Raw genomic sequence first — 23,111 nt, forward strand, 5'->3', positions numbered from 1 at the left:
GGCGTCCTCATGCCGATGCGGCTCGACCTGCTCGTCACCGGCAACGGCCGGGTCAGTTCGTTCTCCGCCCGGCACGTCGACCCGCCCGCCCTCCCGAAGGCGACCGTCACCGAGGCGACCGCACGGAGCACCGCGGCCACCGCCCACCCCGGCTTCACCACCAGCAGCACGATCCTCCTCGCCCAGGCGGACCGCGACGGCACCTGGCACCCGCGCTGGCTGGTCGGCATGAAGCCGCCGGAGGACCAGCAGAAGAAGGGCCTCCTGGTGGTCACCATCGACGCCGCCACCGGCGCCTTCGTCACGACCTAGCCGACAGCTGCGGCCCCGCCTCAAGCAAACCGGGCATCACGTCACGTGCCGCCCCCTCGAGTACCCGGCTGCCTCGGGGACAGCGTCAACGCTTCGGCAGGACCGGTGTCGCTGCCGGCGTCGAGGGCACGGACACGGGGTGGGCGCCGGGCAGGGCCAGGGCCAGGGCGGCGCCGAGGAGGCAGACCGCGAGACCGACGGTGCAGGCGACGTGGAACCCGTGCATGAAGGAAGTCTGGACCGCCGCCCGCAGCGCCTCCCCGGAGCCCGGGGGCGTGGCCGCCGCGGTGCGCAGGGCCTCGGCCACCGAGCCCTCGGCCGCACTGAGGGTGCCGGCCGGGAGGGTGGAGAAGCCGGTCGTCGCGAGGTGGGAGGCGTAGAGGGAGGTGAAGACGCTGCCGACGACGGCGACTCCGAGGGTCCCGCCGGTCTCGCGGGTCGCGTCGTTCACGGCCGATCCGACGCCCGCCTTGGCGGGCGGCAGGACACTGAGGATCGACTCGGTGGCCGGTGCGGTCGTCAGGCCGAGGCCCAGTCCCATCAGGATCATTTGACCGACGATCAGCCCGTAGGACTGGAAGGCGGGCGAGAGGGCGATCCACCCGAAGGAGGCCCCGAGGAGCAGGAGCCCGGAGGTCACGACCGCCCGGGTCCCGGCCCTGGCGGCGAGCGCGACCCCGCCGAGCGAGCCGAGCGCGATGGTGAGCGCGACCGGCAGGATCCGCACGCCGGTGGAGAGGGCGCCGTAGCCGCGGATGAACTGGAAGTACTGCGTCACCAGGAAGATGAAACCGAAGAGCGCGAAGAACGCGACGGTGACCGCTCCGCTGGCGGCGGAGAAGGCCGGGGTGCGGAACAGGGTGATGTCCACCATCGGGTGGCTGCGTCCGCGTTCGATCACCACGAAGAGGGCGGCGAGGGCGGCGGCGGCGGCGAAGCCCGCGAGGGTGGCGGGCCGGTCCCAGCCCCGGGTCGGCGCCTCGATGACCGTGAAGACCAGCAGGCCGACGGCGGCCGAGGCGGTGAGCAGGCCCGGTGGGTCCAGTCGGGCGCTCGACGGGTCCCTGGACTCCGGGACCCAGAACCAGGTGGCGGCGAGGGCGACCAGCGCCACCGGTACGAGCGCGAGGAAGACCGAGGGCCAGGCGAAGTGGGCCAGCAGGAGTCCGCCGGCGACCGGACCGACGGCGACGCCGAGGCCGGTGACCGCGCCCCACAGGCCGACCGCCTTGGCGCGTGCGCGGCGGTCGGGGAAGGCGTTGGTGATGACGGACAGGGTCGTGGGGAAGATGACCGCCGCGCAGGCGCCCATGGCGAAGCGGACGGCGATCAGCGCGCCGGACGACCCGGTGGCGGCTCCCAGCGCGCCGGTGAGCGCGAAGCCGCCGAGTCCGGTGAGCAGCGCGGGCCGTCGTCCGAACCGGTCGCCGAGCGAACCGGCGGTCAGGACGAGGGCCGCGAAGGCGAGGTTGTAGCCGTCGACGATCCACTGGAGGTCGCGGGTGGTGGCGTGCAGTTGGCGGCCGAGGTCCGGGAGGGCGACGTTGACGATCGTGGTGTCCAGGTTGATCGCGAAGGCCGCGAGGCAGACGGACGCGAGGGCCAGGGAGCGCCGGGGCGCGGGACGGTGGGGCATGGCTGCCTCCGACCAGGTGGGGCGGATGGTGCGGGCTCGGTCGAGGGAGTGGATCCCGCGATGTTGACAGCGGGAACATGTGGACATTTGCCAGTATTTCACCGCAAAGTGGACACTGTCAACACCGGAAGGGACGGGAGGGCGGGAACGTGGCCACGAGCCGGCCGTACCACCACGGAAACCTGCGGGAAGCACTGGTCGCCGGCGGGGTCGACCTCGCCAGGACCGGCGGACCCGCCGCCGTCGTCCTGCGCGCGGTCAGCCGGAGGGCGGGCGTCTCGCACAACGCCGCGTACCGGCACTTCGCCGGCCGCGAGGCCCTGCTGGCGGCGGTCGCGGCGAGCTGCATGAACCGCTTGGGGCGGCTCATGCTCGCCCGCTCCGCGGCCGTGGACCTGCCCGACGAGGTGGCGGCGGCCCGGGCGCGGCTGGACGCGATCGGCCGGGCGTACATCGACTTCGCCCTGACCGAGCCCGGCTGGTTCCGCACCGCCTTCTGCGGGACCACCGCCGCCCCGCGCGGCGAACCGGATCCGGCATCGGGCCTGGCATCGGGCGGGGAACCGGACCCGGAGGGCTCCTGCGGCGCGGACCCCTACGCCATCCTGTCCACCCACCTCGACGACCTGGTCCGGCTCGGCGCCTTCCCCACCGACCGCCGCCCGGGCGCCGAGTACGCGGCCTGGTCGGCGGTCCACGGCCTGTCGGACCTGCTGGTCGAGGGCCCACTGCGGGGCCTGTCCGGAGCCGAGCTGCGCACCGCCGTCGAGGCCGTCCTGTCGACCGTCGCCCGCGGCCTCTGAGTCCGTAGGTCGCGCGGCGCATCATTCAGTAGCAGGTCTACTTCGCAGGACCAGCTAACGGTGAGCGTGATCGTCTGATCGTCTGCACTGACCAGGATCCGGCCGGACGGGGAGGCGTCGTAGGTTCGCCACTTGGAGGGGAGCCACCAGGCCTCCAGGGCCAGTTCTGCGACCACGACGCAGAGCGCCGCAGCCACCGCTGTGGCAATGAGGCGCGCGCGTCTCGATAGACGCGGCATCTTGACGGCCTGTCTCACTGCTCCACGGCGCAGACGACTGCCGGGTAACCAACTAGTCCGATGCACCCAGGCCGTCCGAGGGTGTCCGCTGAACGACTTGACCTACCCGGAGGGCATCTGGGACGGCCATGCGACAGAGCAGGCCTCAGCCCTTGAGTCCCCGTGGAATTCCGACTCCTTTCGTAGCGGACTTCCGCCCCCCCGGCCGCCCCCGATCGGCTTCACTCGATGCCCTGACCGCACGACCTTCGCCGAAATTCCTCGTCATAAGATGAGCGCACGTTGATCAGTCTGCGGGTGCCGTGCCCGTGCAACGGCTGAGCGGCATCACAGTTCGCTTACCCCCACGACCCTCGTCTGCGGTCCCGAGGGAGAGCGGGCGTATCGACATGATCGGACTCCGGCCAGTGCTCCACGAACCCACGTCACCGCCGACCCGCCTGCAGGCCCGGGATGGCCTTGCACGGGCAAGAGCCCTGACTGAAGGCCGTGGCCGGGGTGGGCCAGGAGCCCGGTTGGCCGTCGTCGACGGCATGCGGCTGCTCGCCGCGCTCGCCGTCACAGGATTCCACTACCTCAGCGCGATCTCGCCCACCCTGTGGGGGCCGTCCGCGAAGGAGTTCGCCTACCCGCTGCACCACGCATCGATGTACGGCTGGCTCGGTGTCGAGGCCTTCTTCCTCATCAGCGGATTCGTCATCTGCATGAGCGCCTGGGGGCGCACCGCAGGACAGTTCGCCGCCTCACGGATATCCCGGCTCTACCCGGCCTACTGGTGCGCTCTCATCCTGATCGTGGCCAGGATCGCGCTGATTCCCATGGAGACCCACGACGTCGGCGCGGTGATCCACCCCCGGATCGTCCTGGCCAACCTGACCATGTTCCCTGACGCCCTCCACGCCAGCCTCCTGGACGGCGTCGCCTGGACCCTCGCCGTCGAGGCCCACTTCTACCTCCTCATGGCCGTCCTCCTGGCCTTCGGCACCACTTACCACCGGGTCATGGGGTTCTGCGTGATCTGGCTGGCCGCCGGGATCATCACCTCGGAGACGAAGAGCAAGTTCCTGGACGACCTCGTCCTCAGCCAGTACGCCGGCCTGTTCGTCGCCGGCATCGCGGTCTACCTCATGTACCGCTTCGGGCAGAACCTCATGCTCTGGATACTCCTCGGCTTCGCCTGGTGCTACGAACTGACCATGCTCCCCACCCGGTTGGCCGGCCACTACCAGGAGTGGGGATCCAAAGCACTCTGCTCCTGGACCGTCGCCAGCGCCCTACTGACCGCCTTCCTGGCCCTGCTGCTCCTGGCCACCATCGGCCCCCTCGCCCGCATCCGCTGGCGCTGGCTGATGACGGCCGGTGCGCTCACCTACCCCTTCTACCTGATCCACCAGAGCCTCGGCCTGCCCATGGCCGCCGAACTCACCGCCCACGCCCACTGGCTCGGCCCCTGGGGCCGACTCGCCCTCACCACCGTCTCGATGCTCCTCCTCGCCGCAATCATCCACCGGGTGGTCGACAAGCCCATCGGCCGTGCCCTCCGTCGCCGCCTCGACCAAGCCCTCGACCGACACCCGAGCCACCCACCGGTACCGCGCCCGGAACCCGCACAGTGACCCGCTGTTTTTACCGGGGTGAAGTAGAGCCACGGCTTCGGCCTGTTGGGGAGCCAGCGGTTCTTCGGTGAGTTTGGGAGCCGGTCCGTCGGTCAACGGCGGCCTGCCGATCCACATCGCCGCGAAGCTCCTCGGCCATCTCGATCTCAACACCACTCAGGCTTACGTCGCGGTCTATCCCGAAGAGGTCGTCCGCCACTACCGGCAGCTCGTTGACCAGCGCCGGACTCACCGCGCCCGGCACGTGATCGAAGTAGTCCTCCCAGAAACCCGGTCGCTGCCACTCCCGAGGCGCCAGGGTCAGCCGACCATCCTCCAGTCCGGTGACCCAACAGGTCGGCATCCGATCGGACACGACCTCGAACATGTCGGCGTCCCACAGCCCAGGCGAGTCGATCTCGTTCCGCCGCGCACTGCGGTCAGGAAGGCGGAACAGGATCCGCGACCGGGCGGCGAACACTTCGAGGACCGGATACTCCTCGCCGATCCGCATGCCCGGATGTTCGCTGACGACCGTCGAGGTCCCGGCCGCGAGTAGTGCCTGTCTTCCAGCGAGGCAATGTGTTCACCACACTCATTGGCTAAGGAGCAGAGCTGGTCCACGACCTGGCGGTACGCCTGCGGATCACGGTCCCTTCGCGGCGGAGCGTCGGTCCACTGCGTCCACAGGCCCCCCTCGGCAAGGTATCCGGATGCGCGCTCGGACCCGAGGGTGGCGTCGAGGTGAAGCAGTGCGCCAAGCGCAAAGCCCTGGTCAGAGTCGAGATAGGGCCGCAGCAAGTAACGGTCAAGGTATCGGCACAGCAGATCGGCGTCCGCGCTGTCGCCGAACGTGGCGAGGGTGACGCAGTAGGCCGCGCCGGCATACGGCCCTTCGCTGGCCATCAGCAGTTCGCCGATGCGGCCGCGGAACTCGGTCCTGCCAGCCACGACCACCAGCCAGGAAGCAGTCTTGCGCTCTCGCCACCCGCCTTCGAAGAGGACGTCGAGCTCAGCCGGAGTGATCTCCGAGGCAGCCTGGACCAGCTCTCTCGCGAACACTAGGCGCTCAGGCTGTCGGCGTACTGAGGAAAGTGCTCAGGCGCGTACAGACCAACGTGTTCAGTCGTGGGACCGGGACGACAACCCTGCGGCCGTGGGGGTGTCCGCGAGCATCCATGACTCGCCGGCGGTCTGAACCCGGAGCACGCGGGCGTAGGCTCTCAGAAATGCGGATCGGCGAGCTGTCCAAGCGCACGGACGTGAGTCCGCGCTCACTGCGGTACTACGAAGAGCAGGGCCTGCTGACCAGCTCACGCTCCGATGCCGGGCAGCGTCACTATTCCGATGGTGCGGTCCAGCGCGTATCGCTCATCCGACAGCTGTTCGACGCGGGTATGTCCAGCCGGGTGATCGCGACTGTGCTGCCGTGTGTGGACATCCCTGGCGACCTGGGCGTCGCCGAGGAGACGTTCACGGCGATGATGCGCGAGCGCGAACGGATCGACTCCGACATTGCGCACCTGATCGAGACCCGGGATGCACTCGACGTGCTGATCAGGGCCAACAGCCGGCACCGGGCGGAGCTGTCCACGGCCCCGGAACCGGTGGCACAGTCGGCCTGATGCTGTGATCTGTGTCTCAGTCACTTGCCCCTTACATCAATGTCAGAGGTGAGGATGGCGACAGCGCCCGGAACCACCGGGGTCGGTCACACGAGAGGCAGCAGAAGATGGGGCAGGCGTGGGGTTTTGGCAGGTATGGCGGGCCCGAGGTGCAGGAGTTCTTCGATCGTCCCGATCCCGTCCCCGGTCGCGGCGAGGTGCTGATCCGGGTCACCGTGGCCGGCGTGAATCCCCTCGACCACCTTCTGCGCTCGGGACTGGTCGACGGGCTCGACGGCGGGCGTCCGTTTCCCCGCGTTCTGGGGATGGAGGCAGCCGGAATCGTTCTCGCTCGGGGCGAGGATGTCGAAGGGCTCGAGGTGGGTGACGCGGTCTTCGGCTTCGCACTCACCGGTGGCGGCACCTACGCCGAGACGACGGTGCTGTCCGCGCCGAACAGCGCGCGCATCCCGGAGGCTCTGTCCGCGACCGTGGCGGCAACGCTGCCAGTGGCCGGGACGACCGCGGTGGACGTGCTCGACCAGCTCGACCTCCCGGCCGGTGCGACGGTCCTGGTCAACGGGGTCGGGGGCGGGGTCGGCCTCGCCGTCGCCCGGTTGGCCGTTGGGCGCGAGCTGCGTGTGATCGGCACCGGGAGTGCCGCCAAACGCGAGCACGCCGAGGCCATCGGGGTGCGGTTCATCGACTACGCCGCCGAGGACGTCGTCACCGCGGCGCGCGAGCTGGTCCCGGACGGCTTCGACGGGATCGTCGACCTGGTCGGAGGCCCCTCGCTGCGGACGGTCGCGCCACTGGCCCGGGAGCCCCACAACGTCATCGCCGTGGGCGACATGTCTGTGCCCGATCTCGGTGGGCGTTTCGTCGAGCGTCGCCTCGACCGCGAGAACCTGGAGCGGTCCGCCCGGCTGGCCCTCGACGGAGTCCTCGTACCCGTGATCACCGCGGTCCATCCGCTCTCCGACGCCCCGGCCGCCCTCGCCACCGTCGAGAACGGTCACGCCTCGGGCAAGGTTGTCATCAAGGTGGTATGAGAAGTGCCCGGCCGCCCGACGCCGCCGACCGTCCATTGCGGACTGACGAGAGCCCGTGGTCAGCGCAGCAACAACTGAACACGTTCACCTGTACGGCGTTGAGCACGTTCAGGCGTACGCGGACACAAGGTGCGCGTCAAGCTGCGGGCGAACGAGTTGTGGGTGTTCGACGGGCGCAAGGTCGTCGCGCGCCACCCCAGGCTGACCAGGCGTTACACCTACCACGACTTCGTGGACCACTACCTGGAGATCCTGCTGGCCAAGCCCGGCGCGTTCGCCGGGGCCTCCGCCCTGGCACAGGCCCGGGCGGAGGGCGGCTTCACCAAGGTCCACGAGGCGTTCTGGGCGGCGGCGAAGACCAGGGCCGGTGACCGCGAGGGCACCAGGATGCTGATCGAGGTGCTGCTGCTGCACCGCCAGCTCCCGCCGGAGGCACTGGTGGCGGCGATGGAGATCTGCCTGCGGGTCGGGTCGGTCTCCACCGACCTGGTCGCGATCGAGGCCCGCAAGGCGATGGAGGGCACCGACGCGGACGACGCCGAGCTCCTGACCGAAGCCGACGGGGCTTCCCCGGACGCGCCCGCGGGCGCCGGAGCCCAGGTGATCTCCCTGCACGCGCGCCGCCTGCCCCCGGACCCGCGCTCGGCCCTGCCCGACATGAGCAAGTACGACCGGCTGCTGAGCCCAGTCGCCGGCCGCGACAGCCAGACCCAGAAAGGCCACGGCGCATGAGGCCGACCATCACCGTCACCGACCAGGACGACGAGCAGGACACCGACGGCAGGGTCCCCGGCCGCAGGATGTCACTGCCCGGCGACCCGGAGGACATGCTGATCGATGAGGCATGCCGGGAGCTTCGCCTGCCGGCGTTCCGCGAGCGGTTCATCGATCTGGCGGGCACCGCCCGGCGCGAGCAGGCCACCTACAAGCAGTTCCTGCTGGACATGCTGCAGGTCGAACTCGCCGACCGGGACCTTCGCCGCCAGCAGCGGCTGCTGCGGCTGGCCCGCTTCCCACGCCCGAAGCGGCTGGAGGACTTCGACTTCGAGAAGAACCCCAGTGTCACCCCGAGGTCGTCGCGGACCTCAAGTCACCGACCTGGGTCCGTGAGGGCCGGCCGCTGGTGCTGATCGGCGACTCCGGCACCGGCAAGTCCCACCTGCTGATCGGCATCGGCACCGCGATCGCCGAGACCGGCCTGTCCGTCCGCTACACCACCAGTGCGCTGGTGAACGAGCTCGCCGAAGCCGACGCGAGCCGCCGCCTGTCCTCGGTGATCGCCCGCTACAGCAAGATCGATCTTTTGTGTCTGGACGAGTTCGGCTACCTGAACCTGGACCGCAAGGGCGCGAAGCTGCTGTTCCAGATCTTCACCGAGCGTGAGGAGCGCAAGGCCACCGCGGTCGCCACGAACTCACTCTTCACCGAATGGGACAAGACCTTCGGCGACGCCCGCCTCTGCGCTGCTATCGCCGACCGCATCACCTTCCGCTGCACCCTCATCCAGACCGGCACCGAGTCCTACCGCTACCAGGCCACCCAGGAATCTCTCTTCCCCTCCGCGAACTGAGAAGCTGCCTTCGATCCCCGATTGGCCAAGGCGTGTCTGGCAATGCCCGCCGAACACGCAAATTGCCAGGCAGTCCTTAGGCCGCCGCCCGCCCTGCGGCGTTCGGGCCAGAGGGCGGGCGGGGTGGCGCGGGGGTCAGTCCAGGGCCAGGAAGCTGCCGACGTTCTCGTCCGGCCGGAACTCACCCGGCCCCAGGGGGTTGAGGATCTTCGTCTTACAGCCCCCGTCGGGGAACAGCAGGATGGTGCCGCCGGTCCGGTTGGCGATCGCGGTGTCGGGGCCGAGGCCGGGGTAGCACTGGCCGCCGTTCGGGTCTCGCACCTCCTTGAACTGGTCGCCGTGCTCCATGAGCACGACACCGGGGGCCGCCGAGGCGGTCGAGAGGTTGACGAAGGACAGGGCGAGGGCGCCGGCGGTGACCACGAGGGCCGCGCGCCGGCTGAAGCGCATACGCATGAGGAAACTCCCGTGCTGGGGTTCACAAGAGGGGCACGTCGCCGGGAGTCCCGAAGCCCCGAACCGGCTGGCACCGCGTGGCTCCCGGTCACTGATTACCCGCACCCGGGACCAGACTTCACGACAGCACCCGGTGGTTCACCCGAAGGCGATTCGTATACTGCCTGTTCGAAGCCGGACGATGAATTACAAGCTGAAACACCACAGCAGCACGAAGGGCTGGACCCACGGGTCCAGCCCTTCGCCACCTCCAAGGGAGGGCCCTGGCCGCGACTTGTCAGGGAGGCGCCCCGGGCCCGCGACCACAAGCTACCGACGCCCCAACCCCGGCCCCTACGAACACTCCGCCCACGCCAGCCGACTCACCCGATCAGTGGCTCCCAATCTCGCCGGAACGGCTCCCGACCTCGCCGAAGATCACCCACCACGGTCGAGTACGTCACCGCCACGAACGGACCAGCCCTGGCTCCCGTTCATGCCGAAGCAGGGGCTCTCATATGAGGTTCTGGTCCAACTTCTGTGGTCCGGCCACGCTGAGTGATCGACCGAGCCAAAGGGCGGCAGCATGTCTCTGTGTTAGAACGGTGGGTCGTCGGCGTCGGCGCCTGTCCCGTTGTTTGCCCACCACCAATCATGATCGGCTGAACGGGCGTGCAGTTCTCGGGCCGCGATGTCGTCCGCTCTTTCCAGCGCCGTGGTGTCGTGACCCCAGGCCTTCAGCGCGTCCAGGGCGCGGTCGCGTTTGTATCGATCTGTACTGGTGCCTAGCAGCCGGCGAGCGTGGTTGATCAGGTCATTCCGGTGCTCGGTGAGGGCGTGGTGCTCTATGAGTGGGATGGCGGCGACGAGGGCCGCGTCGCGTACCTTCGCATTGTTGTCGGTGAGGAACGGCTGAACGGCGAAGTAGATCGCCGGCCGCAGGTCCCGGAAAGCGCGCACGTCAGGGCAAGCATCGAGAAACCCTTCACCGCAATGGCGTTCGCCCATGGCGACGCGCTCGTCGTCGGCGTCGTAGGCGGTGTAGCCAAGCCAGTCCAACAGCCTCTCGCGGGTGGGATGGCGTGATTGGACGTTGGCATCGTGGCCCTGCTCGCCTGCTGCGGTGGCCGGGTGGTTGAGGATGGCCGCGATGTAGAGAGCCACGGGCACGGTGGCCTCGTAGATGGTGTTCTGATGGGTCACTGCATCCAGCGCGTCCTTGGCGGCAGCCGCTCTGACGGACGGGCTGGGGTCGAGAAGACGTACCAGCGCGACCGACAGGGACTCGCCCCTCCCGAACGGAGTGGCGAGTGACGCCCAATCCGTACTGTCCAAGAGCTCCTGATAGTGAGGTGGCTTGGGGCAAGGGTTCTCGGTCGCACGGCTGCCGCTGATGGTCACAGACGGAGGCTATAGCGTCACCGCGCGAGCATCGTGCGGGGTGTCAGCCGCAGCAAAGGACTCGCTTTCGTAGGAGCGCAAAGCCAGCTCTGCCGTACATCTGGCGCTTGAGCATCTTGATCCGGTTGACGGTGCCTTCGACGGGGCCGGAGTTCCAGTGGGTGGTCAGTCCGGCATGGACGGCGTCGTAGTCGGTGTTCAGGCCGGCAGCGAAGGTACTGATCCCGGGCAGGCCCGAGGTCATGGCCTCGGTGATCCACTCGGTGAGGCGTTCGCCTTCGAGGCGGGTAAGCATCTCGGCGAAGGAGGTGACCAGGCCAGCGGCGGTGTCCAGCTCTTGGCAGTGCGCGAGGACCGCCTTGCGCTGGACTTCCTCGTCCAGGGTGAGCCCGGCGGGGTGGCGGGCCAGCCAGCCGGTGACCTGCCGGATTGAGGGGGGTGGCGGCGGGGGCGGTGCGCTGTCCGGGGCGATGAGGGCCTGGCGCTTCCACTGGGCGAGGAGCGTGCGGCCGCCCCGGTAGCCCCGTGCGGTGATTTCCTCGAACAGCACGCGAATGGTGATCCTCCCACCCGTCTCGTCCCACCGCTGGGCCAGGTAGGGCTTGAACGGGTCGAGCTTGCTCGACCGGGGGCGCCGGTCCTTCATCATGTCCTGCCAGCGTGCGGCGTGCGCGTAGCGGCGGACGCTGTTGCGGCTCCAGCCGAGGTGGCGGGCGACCTCGCGCATGCTCATGCCTCGCTCCAGCAACTCGTGGACCAAGGCGTGGTGGGCGGTGCGTCGGTCCGCCATGCGTCCGGTGGGATCCGTCGGCTTCTCGGCCTTCTCCTCGATGTCGGTGCCGCTGTCGATGGGGAGTGGGGTCTCCCACTGCGGTTCGGGTTCAGACTCGATCACGGGCAGGCTGTGCAGGCAGGAGCGGTGGTCGAGCACCGTGCGTTCGACGGCCTGGGTGAGGTTGTGCCATAGGTGGTAGCGGTCGGCGATCTGCCGGGCCTGGGGTGCCGCCGCGTCGGCGGCCTCCGCGTAGGCACTGGCGCGGTCGCGGCAGATCACCTCGACCTGCGGGTGGTCGGCGAGCCACGGGCCGAGGGTGGCCGCGTCGCGCTCCGGGAGTAGGTCCAAGACCCGATGGATGACGGCGTCGATGATCACGGTGCCGTAGACGTGGCCCTTGCGCAGAGCGAAGTCGTCCACCCCAATCGCGGTCGGGGCGCCGACGGGCAGGTCCGGCATCTCCATCACCCGCCGCAGCAGCGTGCTGCGGCTTCCATGCAGGCCCAGCAGCCGGACCATCCGTTCACCGGCCCTGCCAGCGAGCGCCAGCCCGACCGCGGTGACCGCCGAGCGCAGCCGCTCGGTGCTCTGCCCATGTCGGCGCGTCAGGCCCTCGATCTGCTCGACGAACGTCCGCCGTGGACACGACCGATCCGGGCAGGTGAACCGTCGTACACGCAGCGCGAGCACGACCCACCGTCCCGCGCTCGGCAGGTCGGCAGGGGACCGAAGGTAGGAGCCATGCACACGGCTCGACCAGGCGCCACAGCCGGGGCAGTTGGCGCCGTCGGCGGTCGACCGCACCTCCACCCGAACCACGGGGCCCGCTGGCTCCACCCGGACAACCGCCGCCTCCAACACCAACGGGAACAGCAACTCCCTGAACAGGGACCACGATTGCGTCACGACCGCCGACTGTCAGCCACCCGAAACCCGAGCCGACAACTTTCAGTCGATCTACATGCTCACCGACGCCAGGTGATCCGTCACGCACCGTCGCCGGTCACACAACCTGGGCCAGAACCTTATATGACCCGACAAAATCAGACCCGCCACTGATCACCGAGTCGTGCCGGCCCAGCCGTAGCGCGAGAAGGCGGGCCCCCGAACGTGGTTGGACGACGAGCGCTTGTGCGACCGTTGGTAACGCGGGGCTCGGGAGGGCGGTCCGCGGGGATCCAGCGGGCGGTGAGGTGCTTGTCGGATTCGATGTCGGGGAGGTCGCCGGTCCACACTCGCGGCAGCGAGGACGAACAGAACGAACTGTCCGGCCTGGTCCCTGCCCTCAATCGGTGATCTCGGTCGGCAGTACGTCGAGTTACGTGCTGACTCCGTTCCTGGCGACGTGCAGGAGTGGTGCCCCGCCTCTGCCACAGTGCCGACCCACGCGCCCCGGCCCCAGCCCCACAACGCAGTGATGCTCGCAACCGACGACAGCCACCAGGCGACGAGTGCACTCGTGGACCTGACGCCGATTCCCTCCGGCCCGACCACGCTCCACTGGGTCATCAGCGAGGCTTGCCTGCCCGATGTCGACAGCGGGTACTTCGTCCCACTCGACGGACCGCCAGCCAGCTCTGATCATCGGCCGGAGCACAGACCGCTCTGCTACTTCCCGTGAACGAAGGCACCCCCGACGTCATGCGCGCGAACGTTCCTGGGAACGCGCTCGCGCGTTCTTGACGGTCACGGACCTGTAGCTGAACTGCGGTGACGGAGTTCGCGCAAGCCCCGGCTCGTGGCGGCCGTTCGCGGGAACGCGGCCACGCGGAGCGGGCAGGTCAGACCAACGGTGCGTTCACGGTGCTGCCGCCTCTCATCCGCCGGCCCTCGCCCAGCCTCCGCCGGTCCTGGCGCGACCTCGACCGTCTCGACCCGGTACAGCGTCGCCGCGCCGTCCTCGGCCCCCTCTCCCCGCACATCGGACCCGAGGTCCTCGAACCGGTGAGCCGGCACGAGAAGGCCTGGCACCTCGATGAGCACGTCGGCGGCGGCTACATCGCGCTGCCCGAACTCGGAACTCCCGCCAGCGTGCTGCCAATGTCGGCCACCCCCGTCGGCCGGATCCACTGGGCCGGCGCGGAAACGGCATCCGAACACCCCGGATACCTCGAGGGCGCCATCGAGGCCGGAAGGCGGGCCGCATCCGAGGTCATCGACGCCCTGGCGAACCAGGACAGGGCAAGGGAAACGGGCCACGTCGCATGACTGCCGAGCTGCCGCTCCTACTCAGGCGCTCTGGGGTCTGCTGATTGTCCACCAAGCCCTGCGATCGGTCATGGTCACGGCCGTGGAGACCCGGTCCCACACCGACCCGGACCACGCCGCCTTCACCGCCGCCCTGATCGCCCGTCCCGCCGAAACCACCGGTCCCGGCCCCCGGGCCGGCCTGGTAGGACAGATCGGAACCCGGCTCCTGCGCGCCTGGCTCCCCAAACGCCGTCCGCGGACGTCCGCCCGCGTGGCGAAGCGCGGCGCCTCCCGCTGCCACATCTCAACACCGTTGCGTTTGAGTCTTGAGCGGCAGGTCAAGCCCGCGGTGCTGGAGGAGAGCGGGACGCGCGAGCGCCGACTGCGGCCGGAGAGCACGTATTTCTCGATCAAGGCCACGATGCTCGACAGCCGCGTCCTGCGCTCGCGCAGCCTGTCCGGGCTGGACCAGGAGGTCTACGCTCTGCTCACCGCCTACCAGGCCCTGATCCGCGCAACCGGCGACACCGTCATCAGCGCGACCGGGGCCCAGTCCCTGGCGGGACCCGTCGAGCCCGTCGGCACCATCGGCCGGGCCGTCCTCGACGCCCTGCACCCCGCCCGCCATCGGCACCGCCTCAAGGCCCGCACCCGTAAGGACCCCACCAGCACATACGGGCCGAACGCCGGACAACACCCCACGTCCAGTCAGGTCGGCGTGGCGCATCAGGCTTCCTGCGCGGGTTCGCGGTGGGGGCGGCCGGTCAAGTCGGCCGCGGTCCGGGTGAGGTGCTGGGTCAGTACCTCGGCCGCGGTGTCGGCGTCGCGGGCCAGCGCCGCCTCCTCCAGCCGGCGGTGCTCGCCGACGGCGTCCCGGCCGGGGTTGTGCTGCGCCGACCAGCGGCGAGCCAGTTCGCTCGCGGTCCAGGTTCGGTCGAAGGTCTCCAGCAGGACGGGGTTGCCGCAGCCCTCCAGCAGGGTGCGGTGGAAGACCCGATGGGCTTCGGACCATGCGGCGCTGTAGTACTCGCCCTCTTCCGGCACGTACGCCGGGGTGCGGGCCAGGCGGTGGTGGGCGGCTCGTACGCGGGCCTCCCAGTCGACGTCCCCGCGCTCGATCGACATGCGCAGGACGACCGGTTCGATGGTTCTGCGGGCCTCCGCGATCTCCTGCCAGCGGCGGTCGGAGACGGCCGGGACGGCGAAGCCGCGGTTGGGCAGCCGGTCGGCGAGGCCCTCGCCGACCAGCCGCACGAGCGCCTCACGCACGACGGCCAGGCTCACGCCCTGATCCTTGGCGAGGTCCTGCGGTTTGAGGGCGTCGCCGGGGGCGTGGTCCCCGCGCATGATCGCGTCCCGCAGGTGTGCGTAGACCTGCTCGGAGAGCATCAGCTTCCCCGGTGAGGTCGAGGTGTGGGCCGTCTGAGTCATGCCTCCAGCATAGACGATCCCGCAGATAATCGATTATTAGTGTTATGGTCGATTCAGCGACCGAGGGAGCGCGGCGGTGCCGCCACGCGAAGCCGTGGGCTCCGTCGGCCGCACCACCACCGCCCCACAGCACACACCGAAAGGAACGACGCGATGAGCGCCAACGACCCCTTCGCCCGCCTCCCCGAGGCGGACTTCTTCACCGTCACCAGCACCGCCGTCACCGACGGCGCCGCCTGGCCTCCCGAGCAGCACTCCTCCGGCGTCCCCGGCGGGAAGGACGTCTCCCCGCAGCTGTCCTGGAGCGGCGCCCCGGACGGCACCAAGAGCTACGCCGTCACCGTCTACGACCCCGACGCCCCCACCGGGTCCGGGTTCTGGCACTGGGCGGTCGCCGACATCCCCGCCACCGTCACCGAGCTGCCCGAGGGCGCCGGCGACGACACCGGCTCAGGCCTGCCCGAGGGCGCCTTCCAACTGCCCAACGACGCCCGCGCAGCCCGCTTCATCGGCGCCGCCCCGCCGGCCGGGCACGGCCCGCACCGCTACTTCGTCGTGGTGCACGCCCTCGACGTCGAGTCCATCGGCGTCCCGGTCGACTCCACCCCGGCCGTCCTCGGCTTCACCATGGCCGGCCACATCCTCGGCCGCGCGGTCCTGACCGCCACAGCCGAAACCCCCGCCTGACGAACACCATGTCCGGACTCATCGACACCACGGAGATGTACCTCCGCACGATCCTGGAGCTCGAGGAGGAAGGCGTGGCCCCCATGCGCGCCCGCATCGCCGAGCGCCTGGACCAGAGCGGCCCCACCGTCAGCCAGACCGTCGCCCGCATGGAACGCAACGGTCTGCTGCACGTCGCCGACGACCGGCACCTGGAGCTGACGGAGGAGGGCCGGCGGACCGCCACGCGCGTGATGCGCAAACACCGGCTCGCGGAGTGCCTGCTCGTCGAGGTGATCGGACTGGAATGGGAGCAGGCCCACGCCGAAGCCTGCCGCTGGGAGCACGTGATGAGCGAGGCCGTCGAACGCCGCGTCCTCGTGCTGCTGCGGCACCCCACCACGTCGCCCTACGGCAACCCGATCCCGGGCCTGGAGGAACTCGGGGGGCAGAGCACCGTGGATCCGTTCCCTGCCGAGAGCATGGTCAGCCTCAGCGACCTTCAACCCGGGCCGAACGGCGCGACCGCGGTCGTACGGTGCATCAGGGAGCTGGTCCAGACCGACCCCCGACTGATGCACACCCTCAGGCACGCCGGGGTGCGGCCCGGCGCGGTCGTGAGCGTGACGTCCTCGTCCGGCGGTGTGACGGTCAGCAGCGGCGGGGCGGCCACCGAACTCCCCACGCAGACCGCCGCGCACGTCTTCGTGGCCGAGCGCTGAGCCCACCCGGGTGTCGGCCCATGCCGTAAGGCCCGTGCACCCGACGAGGACGGCCCTCGACCACGACGGCGGGTTCCAGCGATCCCCGCAACACCCTGACCCCAGGGAGTTGCGGGGATCGTGGATGTTGAGGGCTTGAAGGCGAGGTTCTTCGAGGCACGCCACGACGGGGAGCCGTTGCCCCGCAGGTCGCGGGACTTCGATGAGAAAGCTCTCATCAGCCCGTGTCACCGTAGGACGCCCCGGCGGAGGCCGGACGGGAGCGAGGAGACCCCGATGGCGGGCGGTGACGGCACCGGGACGGTGCTGGTGGTGGACGACGACGACATCATCCGCAGGTCGCTGGAGCGCGGCCTGCGGCTCAGCGGGTTCACGGTACGCACGGCCGACGGCGGGCGGACGGCGCTGGGCCTGGTGGCCGACGAGCCGCCGGACGTGCTGGTCCTCGACGTCTCGATGCCCGACCTGGACGGCAGCGAAGTCTGCCGCCGGCTGCGGGAGCAGGGCATCGACACGCCCGTGCTGATGCTCTCCGCACTGGACGAGCTGGCCGACCGGGTGGCCGGCCTCCAGGCGGGCGCCGACGACTACCTGGTCAAGCCGTTCGCGCTGGAGGAACTGGTGCTGCGCCTGCACGCCCTGCTGCGCCGCCGAACCCGGGCCGGCACGTACGGCCGTCCCGCCGGGCCGGGTGGTGAGGTGCTGCGGGTCGGGCCGCTGGAGATCGAACCCGCCGCCCGCGAGGCCCGCCGGGACGGGCAACCGCTGCGGTTGACGCGCCGCGAGTTCGAGTTGCTGGAGTACCTGGCCCGCAACGCCGGGCTGGTGCTGACCCGCGACCAGTTGCTGGACCGGGTGTGGGGCTACGACTTCGAGGTCCGCACCGATGCCGTCGACACGTTCGTCAGCTACCTGCGCCGCAAGCTGGAGGAGGGCGGCCGTTCACGGTTGATCCACACGGTGCGGGGCGTCGGCTTCGTGCTGCGGACTCCGGAGGCCCACCGGTGAGCGGCACCGCCCCCGCCCGGCGCTCGATCAGCCTGGCCACCCGGATCGCGACCGGTGCGGCCCTGCTCGTCCCGCTGCTCGTCCTGGGCACCGGCGCACTGCTGCTCGGGCTCGTCACCCACGATCTGCGCGCCCAGCAGGACACCAGGCTGCGCGACCGCGCCGCCGCCGTGCTCCCCGCCGCCAAGGCACTGCTGAGCGCCACCCGGCAGGACCGGCCCCGGGTCGAACAGAACCAGCGCCGCAACCTGCTCGACGACGCACTGGACGTCGGCATCCGGGTGGCGGACCCGAACGGCGACCGGGTCACCGAGGGCGGCCCCGTACCGGGCCCGGCCGTGGTACTCCCGCACCCCGCCCCCGCGGGCACCGGCGGGCCGGTCACCGTACGGGCGCAGGGCCGGGCCTGGCGGGTGCTGGCCCGGCCGGTGGCGGGCGCCGACCCCGGCACGCTCTGGGTCACCGCACCGGTGTCGGCGACCGACCCGCAGGTGGACGCGGTGCGCGGGCGGATCCTGTGGGCCGCAGCGCTGGCCGCACCGGTCGCCGGACTGCTCGCCTACGGCCTCGCCCGGCGGGCCACCGCGCCGCTCAGCCGCCTGGGCCGACGCGCCGCCGCGCTCGACCCGCGGGCCGGCGCCGTGGGCTTCACCCACCGGCACAGCGGGGTCCGCGAGGTGGACGAGCTCGCGCTCGCGCTGGAGAGCGCGCTGGCCCGGTACGACCAGCAGGTCGCACGGACCGGCCGGGCGCTGGAAACCGCCCGCTCGTTCTCCGCCGCCGCCTCCCACGAACTGCGCACACCGCTGATGAGCCTGCGGACCAACCTGGACGTCCTCGGCGCGCACCCGGACCTGCCGCCGACGGACCGCGCGGAGATCCTCTCCGACCTCCGCGACGACCACCGGCGACTCCTCGACCTGCTCACCGCACTGCGCACGCTGGCCCGTGGCGACCTGGTCGAGGAGGAGGCGTTCACGGTCCTCGACCCGGCCGACCCGGCCGCGGCCGCCGTCGCCGAGCTGCGCCGGCGGCGGCCGGAGGTGACCGTCGACCTGGCCGGTCCCGGCCTCACCGGGCCGGACGTCGGACCGGACACTGGCGGGCTGCGGGTGCACGGGTGGGAGGCCGGGCTGCGGATCGTCTGCGACAACCTGCTCGCCAACGCGGCCGTGCACGGTCACCGGCCCGGGGAACCGGCCCGGATCGCGGTCGGACTGCGCCGGGACGCCGGACAGGCGGTGCTGACGGTGGACGACGACGGGCCGGGCATCCCGGTGGCGGACCGGGCGGCGGTCTTCGACCGCTTCCGCCGGCGCCGGGACAGCCCCGGCTCGGGACTGGGACTGACCCTGGTCGCCCAGCAGGTGGCCCTGCACCGCGGCACCGTCACGGTCACCGAGCCGCCGGGCGGGACCGGCTGCCGCGTCGAGGTCCGGCTGCCCCTGGTCGGCGAGGACGCCCCGACCCCGCCCCTGCCGGCCCGCCGCGAATGGATCAGCTCCACGGGTGCGAGCGCCTGACGCGCCACGGGCGTCGGAACACCCGCGGGGCGGTGGGCCAGCTCGCCGGCTCACAAGGAATCCACAAAGAGGGTCCTTATCGTCCTGCTCAGCCGGACCGCCCGACGCTCCGGCCGGACCTGCCACCCGTGGCAACTGGAGGACTTCGCCATGCACCCGCACCGCAAGGCCGCTGCCGTGATCGGCGCTCTCGCCCTGGGCACCACCCTGGTCGCCCTCACCGGACCGGCTCAGGCCGCCACGCCCAGTGCCACCCCGGTGGCCTCCCAGACCCCGAAGGTGCTGCCGACGCCCGAGGGCGACGGAGCGAAGGGCATCTGCAAGCGGCTGCCGAAGGCCGAGCAGCGGATCCAGAACGCCCTGGACCGCCTGAACGGTCCGGTCACCGAGGCCGGCTCGATCGCCCGTCTGCAGCAGCGGGTGAACAACGCCAAGGCCGCCGGCCACACCGCGATCTACAACGACCTCAACGACCGGCTGACGTACCGCAAGAGCCTGGTGCCGACGCTGACCCAGCGCCAGAGTGACCTGAACGCCGTCGCCACCTGGTGCTCCTCGCAGGGCCTCGGCACCCCGACCGCGCAGTGACCGACCGCGCAGTGACCGCCGGCGCAGTGACCATTCCCGGCACGGCGTCCGACCCGGTCGGCGGCAGGCCGGTGGCTGCACCGGTACCAGCCCCTCGGCTGTCGCGGCGAACCGCTGCCGTCACGGCCGCCCTGCTCGCCACGCTCGCCCTGACGGCGTGTGGCACGAACGGGACCGGCCCCGGCAGGACCGGTGCACCCGCCGCCGGGTCACCGTCCGCCGGCGCGAGCGGGTCGGCGGCGAGCGGGTCGGCGGCGAGCGGTGACCGACTCGGCGAGATGCGGAAGAAGGTGGACGCCGCCGACAGCGCCGCCGCCGCTGCCGAATCGGACGCCGCCAAGGACACCCAGGACACCTCGACTCCCTGACCCCGCAAGCTCTCCGGCTGTTCCCCGTCGAAGCAACGGGGAACAGCCGAAGCCGCCTGTGAAGCCTGTGAAGCCTGTGAGATCGAGCGAAAGGGCTCCGGGCGTGCTCTCCAGCACACGAGCACCGCAGTCGCCGGGACCGGCGGGGAGCACCGACAGCATCCGCGGACCGGGCCCGGCACGGGTCCCGGCGTCGGCCCGACTGCGGACTGGCGCCCGTTCGTCGCACGGGCCGCACCTGTGTCCCCTCCGGGCCCGCCGGTGGGGAGGGTCAGGAGGTGGGCATCAGGACGGTGTCGACGATGTACACCGTGGCGTTGGCGGTCTGGACGTTGCCGCACAGGACCTTGGCGTCGCCGTTGACGGTGAAGTCGGGGCTGGCACCGGTGACCGTGACGTTGCCGGTCTCCAGGGTCTTGTGCGCGCCGGTGAGGTCGCCGGGGGCGAGGCGCTGGGGGGCGACGTGGTAGGTGAGGATCTTGGTGAGCTTCTCCTTGTCGGCGAGGACGGCGTCCAGGGTGGCCTTGGGGATCTTGGCGAAGGCGTCGTTGGTCGGCGCGAACACCGTGATGTTCTGCGCGGAGTTGAGGGTGTCGACGAGCCCGGCCTGCTTGACGGCGGTCACCAGGGTGGACAGCAGCGGGTTGTTGGAGGCAGCGGTGGCGACCGGGTCCTTGGCCATGCCGGTGAAGGACCCGGCGCCGTCCTTGGGCACGGCGGCGCAGGCCGTCCCGAACGGCTGGTCGCTCATGGCGGCACCGGCCGCCGTCGCGGGGGCGGCGGCCGAGGACGGCGCGGCGGCGGGGGCCTTGGAGGCGGAGGACGATCCGGAGCCGCTGCTGCAGGCCCCGAGGCTGAGGGCGAGCGCGGTCACGGCGAGGAGCGCGGTGACCGCGTTGCGGCGCGGGGCGGTGACGTTCATGGAAGGAATCTCCTTGTGAGGATGGAACGGTCAGCCCCTGGGGCGGACCGCACCGGCTGGTGCCGGTGTCATGAAGGTGGTCTGGTAGTTGCCGGGCGGGCCGGTCGGGGCCCTCAGGTGACGGTGACGACGACGCTGTGCCAGCCGGTGGCCCCGGACGGGAAGGGGGCGGCCCGCTCCTCGGTCTGGACGGCGCCACCGGCATCGGTCGCTCGGACCTCGATCCGGTGGGTGCCGGGAGTGGCACCGGCCCATGTGCAGGTCCATTGCCGCCAGAGATCGGGGCCGGCGTCGGTGGCGAGCAGCGCACGCTGCCAGGGGCCGCCGTCGACGCGGACCTCGACGGCGGCGATCCCCCGGTGCGTCGCCCAGGCGGTTCCGGCCACCGTGACCTCCCCCGCGGGAACACGGGCGAACGGAGCCGGAACCTCGATCCGCGAGGCGGTGCGGACCGCGCCGGTACGGTCCCAGCCCCGGCGCACCCAGTACGGGTCGTACGCGGCGAAGGTGGTGACGTCCAGGTCGACGAGCCATTTGGTGGCGGAGGTGTAGCCGTAGAAGCCGGGGACGACGCTGCGGCAGGGGAAGCCGTGGGCGACGGGCAGGGCTTCGCCGTTCATCGCGACCGCCAGCAGCGCGCGCCGGCCGTCGAGTACCGACTCCAAGGGTGTGCCGATGGTCATGCCGTCCTGGGAGTGGCCGACCAGTTGGTCGGCTCCGGGACGCACCCCAGCACGGCGCAGCAGGGCCGGGAGGGAGGCGCCGAGCCAGCGGGTGGTGCCGGCGTAGGGGCCGCCCACCTCGTTGGAGACGCAGGTCAGCGTGTGGTCCAGTTCCTCCAGCGGTTCGTGCAGGAGGTCGTCGAAGGTCAGCAGGAGCGGGTGGTCGACGAGGCCGCGGATGCGCAGGGCCCAGCGTCGGGGATCGATGCGGGGAAGGGTGAGGGCGGTGTCGACGCGGTAGAAGTCCGTGTTCGGGGTGACGAACGGGCACAGGCCCGGGACTTTGGGCCGCACCGTGGCGGGCGGTGGGGGCAGCGGTTGGGCGGCGGGTGGGATCCGAACGGCCGCGCGCAGTGCCCCGGTGTCGTAGCGGCGGTCCGCCAGGATCCGGCCGCCGACACCGGCGAGTGCGCCGACGGCGATCGTCGCGCCGGTGGCGGCCAGCACGGCCCGGCGGCTGGTGTCCTGGGTCGGGGCGGGTTGCTCCTGCTGCGCCGGGTCGTCGTCCGAATTCGCGGTCGACGCGGTCGGCGCGGTCGGCGCGGTCGGCGCGGTCGGCGCGGTCGTACGCGCCGGGGGCGCGGCCGCTCGGAGCAGTCGTGACAGGCCGAGGACGGTGAGCGCGCCGACCGCGCCCGACGCGAGGGCCGGTGCGGCGTCCACGGCGCCCGCACCCGACCGGGAGAGAGCGGCCCAAGCGCCCAGGAGGCCGAAGGCCCCGAAGACACCTGCTCCGCTCTTCGGACGGCGGGCGGACAGCCATCCGGTGAACGCGGCCAGCAGAGCCGTCGTCAGGAGGATCCCGCCGAGCAGCACCGCCTTGTCCTGGGTGCCGAAGGTGCGGACGGCGTACTCCTTCAACGGAGTCGGCGTCAGGTCGATCGCCGCCGAGCCGACCGCGATGGCCGGCGCGGTACCGGGGCCGGTCACCGCGGCGACCAGTTCGCCCGCCCCGAGCGCGGCCACCGCCGCGGCCACCCCGGCCGCGGCGGCCGCACCCGCACGCACCGCCCGCGTCCGACGTCGGACCGAAGGTGGCGGGGGCGGGGCTGCGTCGGTGTTCACACCCGCCATTCGGCGGCCGCCAGGGCCCGGATGGGTGCCAATTCCGGAACACCCTCAGGGGTGAACCCGGCCGAACGAACTGACGAGGTGGGCACGGGTGCCGGAGGGCGGCGTCCGGCCGGTACGGCAGGTCGCCGTCGACGAGGTGTGGTCGGCCCTGCGGTTCCGCCCGGCCTGCCCCGGATACCGGCGGCCGGTGCCGCCACGGACCCTCGCGTATGGAACGACGGGGGCTCGAACCTTGGATCGGAGGAACCTCCGCCGTCCAGGTGCCGGCGCCGTCAGGGTCAGAGGCATCCGCGGGTACGCGGGAGGCTGGAGACGGTGCGCGGATCATCTCGCCGTGGTCTCCCCCGCACACCCGCACCGCCCGGGCCCGCGTCGAGCGGCCGGACGCCGCAGCGTCGGCCGGAACGTGACTATCCGGTGGTGACGTGGACGGCGTCGCCGCCGAGTGCGGTGTAGAGCTCGGTCCAGCGGCGGT

The 23,111-nt window shown here is 71.2% G+C and carries 19 protein-coding genes and 3 pseudogenes; 13 read left to right on the forward strand and 9 right to left on the reverse strand.

From position 1 onward, the window contains the following. A pseudogene (locus ACFC1T_RS36235) lies at nucleotides 1–312 on the forward strand (hypothetical protein); the annotation flags it as partial. Between the two features lie 85 nt (nucleotides 313–397). Here the strand turns inward: ACFC1T_RS36235 and ACFC1T_RS36240 are convergent. Then, nucleotides 398–1,948 carry an MFS transporter gene (locus ACFC1T_RS36240; protein WP_375896437.1) on the reverse strand — a complete coding sequence of 517 codons (1,551 nt, stop codon included), beginning with the start codon at nucleotides 1,946–1,948 and terminating at the stop codon, nucleotides 398–400. A 149-nt stretch (nucleotides 1,949–2,097) separates the two neighbouring features. On the opposite strand from ACFC1T_RS36240, the gene ACFC1T_RS36245 reads away from it, so the two are divergent. Both ACFC1T_RS36245 and ACFC1T_RS36250 read left to right on the forward strand, forming a co-directional pair. After that, nucleotides 2,098–2,751, forward strand: a complete 654-nt coding sequence (locus tag ACFC1T_RS36245) for a TetR/AcrR family transcriptional regulator (protein ID WP_375896440.1) — start codon at nucleotides 2,098–2,100, stop codon at nucleotides 2,749–2,751. A gap of 754 nt (nucleotides 2,752–3,505) precedes the next feature. After that, entirely contained in the window at nucleotides 3,506–4,606 is a 1,101-nt protein-coding gene (locus ACFC1T_RS36250) for an acyltransferase family protein (RefSeq protein ID WP_375896442.1), read from the forward strand. Nucleotides 4,607–4,616: 10 nt separating this feature from the next. Here ACFC1T_RS36250 and ACFC1T_RS36255 read toward each other — a convergent pair whose 3' ends face one another. Then, complete coding sequence (locus ACFC1T_RS36255; protein ID WP_375896445.1) at nucleotides 4,617–5,099, reverse strand: hypothetical protein; 483 nt, start codon at nucleotides 5,097–5,099, stop codon at nucleotides 4,617–4,619. A gap of 83 nt (nucleotides 5,100–5,182) precedes the next feature. Continuing rightward, a pseudogene (locus ACFC1T_RS36260) lies at nucleotides 5,183–5,653 on the reverse strand (DUF6000 family protein); the annotation flags it as partial. A gap of 161 nt (nucleotides 5,654–5,814) precedes the next feature. On the opposite strand from ACFC1T_RS36260, the gene ACFC1T_RS36265 reads away from it, so the two are divergent. From ACFC1T_RS36265 to istB, 4 genes and pseudogenes are all read left to right on the forward strand, one after another. Continuing rightward, nucleotides 5,815–6,210, forward strand: coding sequence for a MerR family transcriptional regulator (locus tag ACFC1T_RS36265; protein WP_375896448.1), 396 nt, complete (start codon nucleotides 5,815–5,817; stop codon nucleotides 6,208–6,210). Nucleotides 6,211–6,359: 149 nt separating this feature from the next. Next, a complete protein-coding gene (locus tag ACFC1T_RS36270) occupies nucleotides 6,360–7,241 on the forward strand; it encodes an NADP-dependent oxidoreductase (protein ID WP_375896450.1) in 882 nt (293 codons plus the stop codon). Between the two features lie 129 nt (nucleotides 7,242–7,370). Beyond that, a complete protein-coding gene (locus ACFC1T_RS36275) occupies nucleotides 7,371–7,973 on the forward strand; it encodes a hypothetical protein (protein ID WP_375896453.1) in 603 nt (200 codons plus the stop codon). A gap of 95 nt (nucleotides 7,974–8,068) precedes the next feature. Then, nucleotides 8,069–8,811: pseudogene (istB, locus tag ACFC1T_RS36280) on the forward strand (IS21-like element helper ATPase IstB). Between the two features lie 135 nt (nucleotides 8,812–8,946). Here istB and ACFC1T_RS36285 read toward each other — a convergent pair. The 3 genes from ACFC1T_RS36285 to ACFC1T_RS36295 form a co-directional block, all read right to left on the reverse strand. Continuing rightward, nucleotides 8,947–9,267: a hypothetical protein gene (locus ACFC1T_RS36285; RefSeq protein WP_375896455.1), complete on the reverse strand. Its 321-nt coding sequence runs from the start codon at nucleotides 9,265–9,267 to the stop codon at nucleotides 8,947–8,949. Nucleotides 9,268–9,843: 576 nt separating this feature from the next. Continuing rightward, the gene (locus ACFC1T_RS36290; protein ID WP_375896457.1) at nucleotides 9,844–10,647 is read right to left on the reverse strand and encodes a hypothetical protein; all 804 of its coding nucleotides are present in this window, start codon (nucleotides 10,645–10,647) and stop codon (nucleotides 9,844–9,846) included. Between the two features lie 43 nt (nucleotides 10,648–10,690). Continuing rightward, a complete protein-coding gene (locus tag ACFC1T_RS36295) occupies nucleotides 10,691–12,328 on the reverse strand; it encodes an ISL3 family transposase (RefSeq protein WP_375896460.1) in 1,638 nt (545 codons plus the stop codon). An 804-nt stretch (nucleotides 12,329–13,132) separates the two neighbouring features. Here ACFC1T_RS36295 and ACFC1T_RS36300 point away from each other — a divergent pair. Further along, the gene (locus tag ACFC1T_RS36300; RefSeq protein ID WP_375896463.1) at nucleotides 13,133–13,630 is read left to right on the forward strand and encodes an FAD-dependent oxidoreductase; all 498 of its coding nucleotides are present in this window, start codon (nucleotides 13,133–13,135) and stop codon (nucleotides 13,628–13,630) included. Nucleotides 13,631–14,338: 708 nt separating this feature from the next. Here ACFC1T_RS36300 and ACFC1T_RS36305 read toward each other — a convergent pair. Continuing rightward, nucleotides 14,339–15,043, reverse strand: a complete 705-nt coding sequence (locus ACFC1T_RS36305; RefSeq protein WP_375896465.1) for a GntR family transcriptional regulator — start codon at nucleotides 15,041–15,043, stop codon at nucleotides 14,339–14,341. A gap of 153 nt (nucleotides 15,044–15,196) precedes the next feature. On the opposite strand from ACFC1T_RS36305, the gene ACFC1T_RS36310 reads away from it, so the two are divergent. From ACFC1T_RS36310 to ACFC1T_RS36330, 5 genes are all read left to right on the forward strand, one after another. Further along, nucleotides 15,197–15,730, forward strand: coding sequence for a YbhB/YbcL family Raf kinase inhibitor-like protein (locus tag ACFC1T_RS36310; protein WP_375896466.1), 534 nt, complete (start codon nucleotides 15,197–15,199; stop codon nucleotides 15,728–15,730). 8 nt (nucleotides 15,731–15,738) lie between these two features. After that, the gene (locus ACFC1T_RS36315) at nucleotides 15,739–16,431 is read left to right on the forward strand and encodes a metal-dependent transcriptional regulator (RefSeq protein WP_375896469.1); all 693 of its coding nucleotides are present in this window, start codon (nucleotides 15,739–15,741) and stop codon (nucleotides 16,429–16,431) included. Between the two features lie 276 nt (nucleotides 16,432–16,707). After that, nucleotides 16,708–17,439: a response regulator transcription factor gene (locus tag ACFC1T_RS36320; protein ID WP_375896471.1), complete on the forward strand. Its 732-nt coding sequence runs from the start codon at nucleotides 16,708–16,710 to the stop codon at nucleotides 17,437–17,439. Continuing rightward, on the forward strand, nucleotides 17,436–18,962 hold the full coding sequence (locus ACFC1T_RS36325; RefSeq protein ID WP_375896474.1) for a sensor histidine kinase: 1,527 nt from the start codon (nucleotides 17,436–17,438) through the stop codon (nucleotides 18,960–18,962). The genes ACFC1T_RS36320 and ACFC1T_RS36325 overlap by 4 nt, the downstream gene beginning before the upstream one ends. A 150-nt stretch (nucleotides 18,963–19,112) precedes the next feature. Further along, entirely contained in the window at nucleotides 19,113–19,550 is a 438-nt protein-coding gene (locus tag ACFC1T_RS36330; protein WP_375896476.1) for a hypothetical protein, read from the forward strand. Between the two features lie 639 nt (nucleotides 19,551–20,189). On the opposite strand, the gene ACFC1T_RS36335 is transcribed toward ACFC1T_RS36330, so the two are convergent. After that, nucleotides 20,190–20,840, reverse strand: coding sequence for a fasciclin domain-containing protein (locus tag ACFC1T_RS36335; RefSeq protein WP_375896479.1), 651 nt, complete (start codon nucleotides 20,838–20,840; stop codon nucleotides 20,190–20,192). A 113-nt stretch (nucleotides 20,841–20,953) separates the two neighbouring features. Further along, complete coding sequence (locus ACFC1T_RS36340) at nucleotides 20,954–22,570, reverse strand: molybdopterin-dependent oxidoreductase (RefSeq protein ID WP_375896482.1); 1,617 nt, start codon at nucleotides 22,568–22,570, stop codon at nucleotides 20,954–20,956. Nucleotides 22,571–23,111 lie beyond the last annotated feature (541 nt).

Source organism: Kitasatospora sp. NPDC056076 (assembly GCF_042266305.1).
GTDB lineage: Bacteria > Actinomycetota > Actinomycetes > Streptomycetales > Streptomycetaceae > Kitasatospora.